6 protein-coding genes are annotated in these 12,451 nt (G+C 36.6%); all 6 read right to left on the bottom strand.

What is annotated here, in order from left to right; genetic code table 11:
• Window positions 1-275: 275 nt before the first annotated feature.
• On the bottom strand, window positions 276-401 hold the full coding sequence (locus tag A6733_RS09690; protein ID WP_278183853.1) for a hypothetical protein: 126 nt from the start codon (window positions 399-401) through the stop codon (window positions 276-278).
• Between the two features lie 444 nt (window positions 402-845).
• Window positions 846-1,079, bottom strand: a complete 234-nt coding sequence (locus tag A6733_RS05675) for a hypothetical protein (protein WP_092415032.1) — start codon at window positions 1,077-1,079, stop codon at window positions 846-848.
• 15 nt (window positions 1,080-1,094) lie between these two features.
• Window positions 1,095-1,304 (bottom strand): hypothetical protein, encoded by a 210-nt coding sequence (locus tag A6733_RS05670; protein ID WP_092411478.1) that lies wholly within the window; start codon window positions 1,302-1,304, stop codon window positions 1,095-1,097.
• A 417-nt stretch (window positions 1,305-1,721) separates the two neighbouring features.
• A complete protein-coding gene (locus tag A6733_RS05665; RefSeq protein WP_141663466.1) occupies window positions 1,722-6,026 on the bottom strand; it encodes a hypothetical protein in 4,305 nt (1,434 codons plus the stop codon).
• 1,473 nt (window positions 6,027-7,499) lie between these two features.
• Window positions 7,500-9,320: a hypothetical protein gene (locus A6733_RS05660; protein WP_092460637.1), complete on the bottom strand. Its 1,821-nt coding sequence runs from the start codon at window positions 9,318-9,320 to the stop codon at window positions 7,500-7,502.
• Window positions 9,321-9,975: 655 nt separating this feature from the next.
• Entirely contained in the window at window positions 9,976-12,309 is a 2,334-nt protein-coding gene (locus tag A6733_RS05655) for a hypothetical protein (protein ID WP_092411427.1), read from the bottom strand.
• Between the last annotated feature and the right edge of the window lie 142 nt (window positions 12,310-12,451).

Below are 12,451 nucleotides of genomic sequence, written 5' to 3'. Positions count from 1 at the left end.
ATAGTAAAAAGAAAGATCTATTCTTGCAGTTAGCTAACCCTTTTTCTTTTACGTCCACTTCTTCTTTGCGCACCACCTCATTAGCGGGCCCTATACCTAATTTACCTATAATGAATAATCTCTTAGATCATCTAAAATAACTACCACTAGATATAGTGGAATGTTCTTCAGAATGGTTGTAACCATTATGAAGCGGCGGCAAACAATTCATTGCGTAAAAAAGGCGCGGTACTAGCTATCACTAGATCAAGAACAGAAACATAATCAGAAGATTTTCAAACAGAAGCAGGAACAAGTCTAAGTCCAGTACCATTACCCTTTTCCGCACCTCTGTTTATTATCCTACCTGCAGATACAGCAACAATAGTACAGGCGGTAGTAATGTCAATACTATCTAGCACGCAAACAGAAAAAGCCTTACCTTACTGCAAATTAATAGTTAAACTTTGATCGGGGTAACTATCATGCACAGTATCAACATAAGAATCACAAACTCCTACAATTACAGGTTAACTCCTACAATTACATGATTCATAAACAGGAAATATCATCTATGAAAGTACAAGATGATAATCATAATTTAACATAAATAGTGAAGACTATTTTTCATTGGTACACCTACTACTGACATTAATGTACAACAGTAAAAAAATTACAAAACCTAACATAGAAAAAACGATAAGAGACAAAAAACTACCAACAAAAATCTAAATTGAAAAAAACGCGGACTATATACAAGTGTGTAGGAAAAACAAGGATGGGAATTTACCATACAAAAATGCCACATGCAAACGACAAATGTATAAAATCATTTAACACTAATCACTAGGAAGTAAGATCAATTCTCACAAACTACTCATTTCTTTTACTACCACTTCCTCTCTTATCATTTTACTTTGGTGTAAGGAAAATACACCTTCTCCACCTCTACCACATATAGTATAACCCACTTGATTCACTGGCAGGCGGGATAAAGGTGAAAAACCAAGATTTAGCAGCACTGCCAATCTCACTCCGATACCCCCCTCAGCAGCAATACCGGTAGCATTAGCTAACAGAGGAACACTGCTAACATCCACAGGCTCAGAAGAGGATCATACAACGATCACTACCACTTCATAGATACCGAAGAGGAAGGTTCGTTCAGCCTCAATACCACTACCCATAGGAACCTCAAGAGTCGCCCCACTAAATGATCCATGAATAACAAATAATTTCTTAGGTCCACTAAAATAACTATAAGAACTACTATCTGACGTGGAAGATTCTCCAATAAGCGTCAGTAGAAACTGATTGATCTCCATAGAAAAATTTAACAAATCTAAAAGAAGATTGAATTGCTTCTTGGACCTAAGATAACTCTTAGGCAGAGATTAACGCTCAGGTTGAGATTATGCCGAAATTGCACACTAAAGATGAAAATGCATAAGACATGTAGTACTACTTCCTGTAAGCCGTACCTTCACTTGTAATTTTACTACTACCTACTGTTTTGTTTTTATTTGCCATCTTGCTTTTTTATTTGTCTTATATTTTGGGAAAACCCCCAAAATCCATGTTCTCGTTCATAATAAACTTTGCCAGTTTCCATATCCCCACTTAGAGCTGAATATAGACTCCACTAGCTCACGCACAACACAACCTAGTCTCGATAAAAAATCCACTAAGCTACCTCCATCCACTTAACTAAAACTACCAACACACAAACAGCACCACCGCTATCAATCTAACTTCTCTAGCCAATGGTGTTGTAAAAAAGGAGCAAATATAGGCAGCTGATCACACTCAAATGAAGATTCAGGTATGAGGGGCGACAAAGACCCACTAGAAACACCAGATCGAAGATCACTACTAGGTAATAATTCCGGTTGAGGTTGGGGTAATAATTCCGGTTGAGGTTGGAGTAATAATTCCGGTTGAGGTTGTAAACCAACACCCGTAGCACCACCACTCGAAGCCTTGCCTTTACTTGTAATTTTACTACTACTTCCTGGTATTCCTTTTCTACTTCTTTTTATACCTTCTCTACGTCTTTTTACACCTTTTCTACGTCTTTGGTAAACTGAGAGTGCTAATTCAGGAACACCAGCGGTGTTAAGAACATAAATTAAATCTTCACAACTAACATTATCCAATGATCCATCCTCTAGTCCAGAACAGGCTCTGTCAACTTCTACATCCCACTGCGAGTTAAATACACAATTAATTAAATTATGAACAACATAATCTAGTCTTGACAAAAAATCTACTAAACCACCTCCACTTAATTGGAGACCAAGATCAGATGAATCTGATAGTACTCTAATATTAGAAAGATCACGTACAAAGTCAGGACGATAATTGTAATGATACGAACCCAAGCACCTAGAAATAAAATTATATAGATTCAGTTCCCTGTAGGTTTCGAACCAAACAAATCGCCCAACAACCGAAAGTCCACTACCAATAGCAGTTGAGATGTAACTGCGAACCGATCTCAAAAAAGAAGTTACAATATATAAATGAACTCTACGAAAGAAACTATGAATTAGTGGAACGCTATCAGGATGTAACTCAACACCAAGCGAAGAAGCACATTCAAGATATGAAGGAATTGAAAATGCAGAAGAAGATGGAGTATCACCCTCGGCAGAAATTAGATCAGGAGAAGGTACACCTCCACAATTTTCAGTAGAAGACAACGGACTCAATTCGGAAGGATGAGGAACAGCAACAGCAACACCATCATCCACATGTCCTTCTGCTGCAATTGGGTCAGACGAAGGTCCACCACGAGAATTTTCAGCAGAAGACAACGGACTCAATTCGGAAGGATGAGGGACAGAAACAGCATCATCCGCATGTCCTTCTACTGCAATTGGGTCAGACGAAGGCCCACCACGAGAATTTTCGTCGGAAGACAACAGACTCAATTCGGAAGGATTAGCAAGAGGAGGCACCCAAAAAGGAGCACGAACAATCCTTGTCCCACCAGGAACAAGAACAGGAACAGGAACAGGAACATCATCTTTATGAATCCTGCGTTTTTTTGCTTTTTTCACGCGGAAACCCAACAGCATTACCGATAATGCTACCTGAGAAATACCAGCAACACTCATAACATCTACAAGATCTCTACAATTAATGGCACTCAAGGACTCCTCTCTCAGAGGAACAGAAACCTCACTTAAACAAGAGTCAAAAATAGACTCAACCTCACTACGGATAGCACAATCTAGCCTCGATAAAAAACCTAGCAAAGCATCTCCAGTTAATGTCACCGCATCATGGCCAGAAAAATCCGATACTACTTGAATGCTAGGAAGAGTTCTTATAAATCCAGGGCGATGATTAGCATGGTACTCACCAAGACACCTAGATACAAAAAAATACTTACACATTGAACTATAGGTATGGTACCAAATGGCTAGCCCAGTCATTGAAAATTTACCACTCATGATTGATGGAAGCTGTTTTCTTATCATCCCCTCATAAACTCGTCTAGCAAATTCACCAACCTCATAAAAAAGACCTGCAATTACTCGAACACTCTCAGGAGATAGCACAACACCCAGTGAACTCAAAATATTAGGATTAAGAGTAGTATCCAAATAAGAAACAGCAACAGAAGCAGCACCTTTTTTGGCAGAAGCCTTACCTCTACCCTTAGTACTCACCCCATTACCCACAGCAGTAACAACAGCTGAAATAGCAGCATCTGAAGTAGTATCGCGAGGAACCAGAACCTGCTGCAAATTTCCTCCAGCAATACTTCCTTGTATATACCCCTCTTCCGCTTCTCTGCTACTATCAGCACTTTCGCTATCTGAGACATCACTAAAAGTAGCAACAGCAGTTACAGAAGCAAAGGAAACATCAGCAGCTACTACTGACTCAGATGGAGGCAAAGAAGACTCAGTACCTTCAGGTGGTACCACAAAAGTAGAAACAGTGTCGGTAGCAGACACACTGCAAGATTGATCTACACAGGAAAGCAATTTAACAAATCTATAGCTAGAAAACCTATCATGAACAACATCCTTTAATAGCAACAAAGACTCCAATCCCACCCTAGATTGGGAATCAGACTCAGAAGTATATGGAGATGAGGATATAGGTGCGGACGAAACCGAAGGCAGAGATAAAGGAGCAACCTTAGCAGAGACTGAAACGTCCTTACCAGTAGAAGAAGATTCATCAAAAATGGAATCAGAATCCCCCCCTAACAGGGGTGAAAACCGTAATTGCTTCTTAGGTCGAGGATGACTCTTGGGTAATGGTTCATGACTTGTAGTATCACTCCCTGAAACCGTACCTTTGCCCGTAATTTTACTACCACTTACTAATCTCTTACCTTTATATATCATATATCTTCGGAAAATTGAAAATGATGATGAAGAAACATTAGCAGCATTGAGAGCTCTAATGATATCTTCACAACTAACATCACTCAATGATCCACATTCTCGTTCAGAATGGGACACATTAGTTTCCACATCCCACCTCGAGTTAAATACACACTCCACTAGACCACGAACAACACTATCTAATCTCGATAAAAAATCTACCAAGTTAGATCCACTTAGTGGCACTAGCCCACGGTCAGGGGAATCTGGCAATACTCTAATACTAGCAAGAGAACGCATAAAAGCAGGACGATACTTGGAATGGTAAATACAAAGACACTTAGACATAAAAATACATAGATGCAATTCTCTATAAGTTTTGAAGCAAATAGATCGCTGAACCATAGAAATATCACTAAGCAACACCTTTGAGATGTAATTGCCAACTGATCTCGAGAAAGACATTACGAGAGATCCACGAACCCTGAAAAGGAACATACCAACTAGTTTGGTACTATCAGGATGTAAACTAACACTCAGACCCAGCGAATTAACACATTGAAGATATGAAGGAACCAAAACCACAGAAGAAGACCTAGTACCACCATCATCAAGGTTCATTTCACCGCTAGCAGGAACAGGAGAGTTATCGCTGCCCACATGACCTTCTTCTGTAATTGGAGGAAAAGATCCAGCACCAGAACCTCCAACAGAAGGCAGAACATCACCCCCCCCAAGAACAGGTGGAGTCCAAACAGGGGCACGAACAATAACTGCCTTGGCACAATCAGAAACAGGAACGTCACCGCTGCCCACATGTCCTCCCCCTGCAACTGGATCAGAAAAAGATCCATCTTCAGGATGATACTGAGTTGATAAAATAAGATCCGGGGCAGTAATAACTCCTGACGCTGTACGTTTAATCGTGCCCCTACCTATTTCTTTCTCTACAGAGGAACCTATTACCAGTATCGATAAAGCTACTTCAGGAATACCTGTTGTGTCGAGAACTCTTGTAAAATCTTCACAAACAACACCATTCAATGCCTCCCCTTCCAGAGAAACAGAAGTTTCATCCCAATAAGAGCCAAAAATAGACTCCACCTTGCTAAGAACAGCACAATCTAGTCTAGATAAAAAAGCTAGCAGACTATTCCCAGTTAATGGCACTGCACCATGGTCAGAAGAGTCAGACAATACACCCCCAGGAATGGCATGTATAAAATCAGAGCGGTGCTTAGAATGGTACTCACAAATGCACATGGATACAAAAACATCTTTACACATTTCCCTATAAGTACCGTACCAAATAGCTATCCCAGTCGATAAAAGCTCGTCATTCAATCCTGACGACGGCAGCTGTCTGACTACCATGTTATGGTAAAAACGTCTAGCGTATTCACTAACCTTAAAAAAGAGATTTGCAACTGTTTGAACACCCTCAGGAGATAGAGCAACACCTAATGCACTCAAAACACCCGGATCGACAGCAGCACCTAAAGAAGAAGAAACAGCAGCAGCATCACGCCCTTTGGCAGGAGACTTACCTCTACCCTTGGTGATCACTCCATTACCCACAACAGCATCACCAGCTGAAGTAGTGGCAGCTAAAGCAGAAGTGGTAGGAGCCTCAAGTTGCTGCAAACTACCTTCAGGAACATCATCAGGAGCAGCGGCACCAATTAAAGATACAGGATACAACATCCCTTCTCCATTATTATAAGTTTAGATTTATTATTCTTATTTATACTTTATTAATTACTTTAATATCCTAACATAAACCCATACACCAACATTACGAAGCAGAACAACTGCAAAACTAAACACGGACAGACAAAGCCGTACGCTGCCACCCCGCAATATTCACATCACTAAAATAAGATAGCAATCCACACGTACAATTACAAAGGCAAAACACCACTCATCAGATACAATAGTCCGCATATAATCGCAATTTAAACACCCAACTGTCCCTATCTATCAAAAAGAATCACCTGGGCTAACCACATAAAATATGACCTCACGACCTTGCTAATCACCCACTATAACTCTCATAGAGCCAAACAAAATAACTTAAAATGGATCTACTTTCTCACAAAGTATAACCACCACTGAGCTAGAAACGGCAGAAACCACATCAACAAACATCGGTTCCCCCCAAAATATAAAAAAACATTCTCCTAGAACAAAATTGCAAAAAAACAATGCAGCACTAAGTACAACTAATAAACATTGTAACCGCTAATCACATCACTTGATAGTATCAAAGTTACACAAAAATTAAATAAATGCAAGGTAACGACAAAAAAGTGTACTTAGAAGCTATATTGTTGACACAATTATCAATAAAAGCAATTATTAAATTCACTTTCTACGGACAGTAAATTTTACAGGTAAGAGTAAAAATAATGCAGAAAAAAATGCAAGAGACAAAATTGTAAGCAGCAAATTTTGCAGGCAGCAGATTAATTATTCTTGGATCAGGTCCCTATGAATATACGGCTGCGGTGTACGTTGAACGAGCTAACCTATCGCCTCTTTTTATAACCAATAGCAATAGCACCTGATGAGCAGTTGATGACAACAACAAAGATAAATAATTGAACAGGGACAGTTGATTGTGATGTACCCACCACATCACAGAGCTAGGAAGCTACTCAAAAAACACGCAAAACTCTTTAATAACTTTTGATACCAAGATTGTATTTGACGATATAGAAAAAGAGAAACTTGGTTAAATTCCCATATCCGTCTTGATGGATATAATACTTTATATACATGAGCATTTAATTACAGCAACTGGTTACAGTGCAAAGCACACCCCCGCATTATAAGACAAAACAGTAGGATAATAAATAAGCTCTCTGGACTCTACAGGATCTCTATCCAACAACATATTGTCCGCATTAAAACCCATCAAAAATTGGCCCACATTTAATACTTTACAAGTAAACTATAAAAAATAACACCTACCACAGGTGGAAGAAATAACAAATAAAGCAAGTGCATAGCTACTTCGTTAAGAATCACAAATGCAGAGCAACACCACCAATACTTTAAGTAAAAATAACAAAACTGTGTACTATTTATAATAGTACGTATGTATTTTAACTAAGTTACATAAGCATCAACTAAAAATCCATCAGATCCATGATTGCCATTTTTACCGCTAAGCTACTTTCCTTCAGTAAGCAATCCTATAGCACTCCTCCACGCATAATCCATAATCTTAAGCTGCGAGTTATCAATATCAAAAATACAACTCCTGATGATATGTATAGTTTCCCTTAACGATGCAATTCTAAACACATTCTTATCACGTATAACAACAGAGTCCACTAACGATTGCATTTTAGGAGCAATTTTTTCATAAAAAACTTCAGAAGATTTTGTTTTAGCCAAAGAAAATGCCTTGTAAGCGCTAAAATATAAAGATAGGTCAGTATCGTCTTTATTTCTAGAGGACAAGTAGGATGAAACCAACTTATCGAATAAGCAAGGAATATGATATTTAGACTCAACTAAAAAAAGATCTATACCGTGATTAATAATACTTACAGCCGATTCTTCTATGCAAAACCCAAACATCCAAATAAATTTATTACTACTAATTAGCGGATCGTTTATATATTGGCAACTACATATATCTTCACTTCTATCTTTAGATATATCATTTATCAATTTTTTTAAATTTCTATTAAATATGGTGTCGATACTATAAAATAGATCACAAATAAAGGAATAAACAAACTCTTTATCATCTAGCATACTAATTACAGTGCCACTATATGAGTCACTTACCGCTCCCAATCCTAAATCATGCAATCTGGGAAAAAAATTTCTATCAAAAATATCAACGGCATCTTTCCATATTTCTGACCTTAATCTGTAAGAATCTAATTCTAAATTAATCAAACCCAAACGAACATCAGAGATATCTACTGTTCTTCTGGTCAACAATCCGATTTCTTCAATCTTTAAGTCAATTAATCTAGTTACAGAAATAATAAAATCACACTTTATATTATTTAACAAATAAGCATCAAAAGTTCTCAAACCGGACTTGAGGGTCGTTAATTTTTCTCGATTATACATAAAATAAGAATAAGGAAATGATATTAGATGTGAATCAAAACAAGCAGTATTATCTACAAAATTATTGCCTTTTGAAAAAAATAAAGAAAACTTGCATGAAAAAGCAGCAGCGGAACAATATGAAATAATAGTTTCTTTATAGTCTCTACTAACAACAACATCATCAGGAAACAAAGTAATTCTAAGATAAAAGGTATACCTATCAATAGTAGAATCGACTAATATTCTCTTATTGCTTGAAATGACCGCGTTAAAGCATGACTCCAATACATCAACCTCACCAGGAAGCAACAATCTTTCTGTAATACCATCTAATACTGATGAATTTATTAATATTTTTCTTAGTTCTACACTAATTTTTGAGCAAAAAAGTGTCAAACATTTATCGTCAATTTCGCTCATGATAGTACTAACGTTAGATTTAATGTACGATATGAAATCATAGATTAATACTTTTATTGAAACAACATTGTATCCCTTAAGTATTAGATAATTGGAGAAACGTTCTCCAAAAGCATATAGTACATCGGTAATAGCAACAAATAGACAATTTATAAAATAATTCTCAAGTGCACTTATAGATCTCAAATCATTGTTTAATATTGTGTTACCGAACACGGTGCAACAACTACCTAGAACAGAATTCAACAATAGCCTATGATTTGTAGAATAATGAATTGGATTAACCAGATCCTGATAAAAAACTGATTGGCATGAAATGGAACTGCCCTCTACAAGAGAGTTCCCTCCTGTTTTACATATATTATATGCATCAATATATTTACTACTAGAATGCTGCACAGTGCTAGAGAAATGAACACTTATGTCATTATCTGAAGACTCCATATCAATCGAAGGGTAGCGCAAAGAATCCACATCGATCATGCTGCAATCACTCATGCAAAATCACCTCACATGCATTAACTATTAGAGACACCACAACAACATGGCAAATATTTTAACAACTTGCAAGATATAAATATCAATATATTATTTCAATAATTAAAAATAAATAATACATACAATTTAACGTTATAACTAATGTTATTCGGGTAGAAATTGGAAATAACCTATATGATATATATGATTTTTTATTCTTCCGGCAAATCTCATCTAAACTCAAGAAAATACTAAAATATAATATATACGTAATAGACAACAATTAGATGAAACATTAATAATTGATATAAATAATTTTTAGATAGAGAACATCGATTATGTTTGCCCTGACTTTATAGAAAAAACAATAAAAGTTAGTTTATATAAAATAGGGTCTTTATCATTTATTAAGAAATAAAATTATAATATCAAATGCCTGCCATTTTAATTGAGCTAAAAAATTTATAAGTTAACTTACTACTAACGCATATTAAACATAGAATGGTGTGGGTATGATTTTTTGAAAAAGTCAAAATAGTATATGAGAACAAAAACATAAACTTTATTTAATCATGAAGGAATACAAAGGAGAACCATTATATATATATCTTGCATACAGAAAAAAGTATAAAATTATGCAATACTGGTAATAAAATCAGCACTCAAAATTACGAAATTAATTTTTCCTTTTCCGTCCACGTATCCTTTTAGAACTTCCACAATGTGAGGAAGACACTCCACCACTATCGTCCATCATTGAGCTACTTGATTTACCGTCAGTAGGTGATCCACAATTCAACGATACTAACAATCTTTCTCTCTCATCCCCCTCATCCTTAGCAGCAACTGAAACCACAGCATTACTGCCTGCAGATACTGAAGAAGAACATCCAACAATATTAAATCTACTCATAAATGATTTCTTGGGTCCACGAAAATAACTCAAAGAACTACTACTTCTTCCTATAGAAAGTTCTTTTTCTGCGGTAGGAGCCAGTGAAGATTCATTAGCACTCAAGTCATACTTTGAAAAAAAAGTAGTGGTGGAAACATTAGCTACAGATAACAAAGAAGAAGGACCAACCATACCCAAAAATCTACTTATAAACGATTTCTTGGGTCCGCGAAGATAATTCAAAGAACTATTATTTCTGTCCATAGGAAACTCTTTTTTAGCAGCAGGAGCTGAAGATTCACTAACATATTTCATGTGTCTTTGGTAGCCTGAAATCGCTACTGCAGGAACACCAGCAACATCGAGGACATTAACAAAATCTTTACAACTAACAGCATCTAATGATCCATCCTCCATTTTAGCAAAAACTCTCTCAGCTACTTCACACCACTCCGAGTTAAATGTAGAACTCACTATCTCAAGGATAGTGCAATCTAGTCTCAGTAAAAAATCTAGTAGTTTACTTCCCATTAATAGCACTAGCCTATCGGAAGAACCTGACAATAATTTAACATTAGTAAGAGTACGTATAAACCCAGGACGGTACTTAGCATGATATATACAAATACACCTAGACATAAAATTAGATTCATGTAGTTTTCTATAAGTTTTGCACCAAATATCTTTACCAATTGGAGAAAGCTCACCACTTACAATCATTGACAGATAACGTGTTACCATACCCACGCAAGCACGTTTAACAAATACACGAAAATCTCTAAAGAGCTTATTAATTATTTCAGCACCATCAGGAAGTAACGTGACACCCAGTAAAACAACATGTTTAACAGGTAATGGCACACACAAGGAAAAGTCTAGCATTGCAGAAGAAGTAACAGTAGCACTAACAAAACCATTACTGCTAACAATTTGTCCATTTACTGCAGTAGAACCAGAAGAAGATACTCCATCATAAGACAATTTAATAAATTTTGAAGGTAGAATATCAGCTTTAATTAATGGAGACAAAGAACTTAATTGCGGACCAGATTGATGATACGGATAAGATGATAATTCAGGCTGAAACTGGAACAACAGTGATCTATGAAACGGAAGAGAATTATGTGTAGGTTCCTTAATACTTCCTGATGCTATACCCTCACTACTACTTATCGACGTCTTACCTTTATCTTTACCTTTTGCACGTGTTTTAGAACCTGAAATTGCTACTAGTGGAACACCAACTATATCGAGGGCATTGATAAAATCTTCACAACTAATAGCATCCAAGGATCCATCTTCTAGTTCAGAAAAAATTCTCTCAGCTACTTCACCCCACTCTGAGTTAAATGTAGAATTCGCTATCTCAAGAATAGCACAATCTAGTCTCAATAAAAAATCCAGTAACCTACTTCCCGTTAATAGCACTATCCCGCCAGAAAAACTTGATACTACTTGAACGCTAGTAAGAGTACGTATAAAACCAGAACGGTACTCGACATGGTACACATAGAGGCAACTAGATATAAAACTAGATTTATGTAGTTCCCTGTAAGTTTTGCACCAAATAGCTTTACCAATCGGAGAAAGTTTACCACTTACTACAGTCGTTGAAACATAGTTGGTTACCATATTTTCGCAAGTAGTTTTAGCAAACTCACGAAAATCATTAAGTAGGTTGTTAATTAGCTCCGCATCCTCATAAAGTAATGTAACATCTAGTAAATCAACACGTTGAACAGAAAATGAAACACAAGAGTTAGAGGTTAACGTTTCAGAAGATCTAACAACACTTGATTCAGCAGAAACAGTAGATGGTACGATATCATTCATTGATCCAGCAATGGTAGGAATAGCAAATGTTGTACAAGAAACATTATCATCAGCAGAAAGAACAGTAGTAGCAATAAAATGTTCAGCAGGAATATTACTTATAGTCCTAGTAATCACTCCATTATATACGGTAGTATCTGAAGCAGTATCAAAAATGGCCTCAGCTTGCTGCAAATAACAACCAGAAGAGACACCACACTGTACAGTACTATCTTCTTTATTATTGCCACCTTCATTATTTTCAGGATAATAACTAGAAGTAGCATCACCAATTGCAGTCACAGGATGAATATCACCCCCTCCATCTACTCATGCTCATTACATTAATATCCTACTATCAACTCACATGCCAAAATAATAGATATACACCACAACAAACAGTAGATAACACTGCACATAACATGTGCCATACACCATTATTATT

It is taken from the genome of Candidatus Ichthyocystis sparus (assembly GCF_900078745.1).
Taxonomy (GTDB): Bacteria; Pseudomonadota; Gammaproteobacteria; order Burkholderiales; family 2013Ark19i; genus Ichthyocystis; species Ichthyocystis sparus.
The sequence above is the reverse complement of the archived record's forward strand: the minus strand, read 5'-3'. Positions and strand labels throughout refer to the sequence as shown.

Coding starts and splice junctions, on each gene's coding strand:
- A6733_RS05660 (WP_092460637.1), bottom strand. CDS start 9,320: ATGAGTGATTGCAGCATGATCGATGTGGATTCTTTGCGCTACCCTTCG.
- A6733_RS05670 (WP_092411478.1), bottom strand. CDS start 1,304: ATGGAGATCAATCAGTTTCTACTGACGCTTATTGGAGAATCTTCCACG.